Source organism: Pedobacter sp. ASV12 (assembly GCF_016429155.1).
In the GTDB taxonomy this organism is placed as follows: Bacteria; Bacteroidota; Bacteroidia; order Sphingobacteriales; family Sphingobacteriaceae; genus Pedobacter.
In genome coordinates this window covers 1-316 of the sequence record NZ_JAELUC010000381.1, presented here as the reverse complement: position 1 = coordinate 316, position 316 = coordinate 1, and the positions used below count along the sequence as shown (strand labels likewise).

Below are 316 nucleotides of genomic sequence, written 5' to 3'. Positions count from 1 at the left end.
TTGAAAGCTTGGACAAATACGGACAGATCCTTAGCGACAAGTCTTTGAAAAGGCTTAAAGGCGAAGCTTATGGCCTGAGGGCATTTTATTATTTCGACTTGATGCGCATGTTTACCAAGCCTTACACCTGTCTCTTATACACATCTCCGAGCCCACGAGACAGTACTCATGATCTCGTATGCCGTCTTATGCTTGAAAAGGGGGGGGGGGGGGGGGGGGGGGGGGGGGGGGGGGGGGGGGGGGGGGGGGGGGGGGGGGGGGGGGGGGGGGGGGGGGGGGGGGGGGGGGGGGGGGGGGGGGGGGGGGGGGGGGGGGG

The 316-nt window shown here is 64.6% G+C and carries 1 protein-coding gene; it reads right to left on the bottom strand.

The window, feature by feature from the left end; translation table 11 throughout:
• Nucleotides 1–134: 134 nt before the first annotated feature.
• Nucleotides 135–316: hypothetical protein (locus JHD69_RS21265; RefSeq protein WP_233166164.1), on the bottom strand; the 182-nt coding region annotated here is incomplete at its 5' end.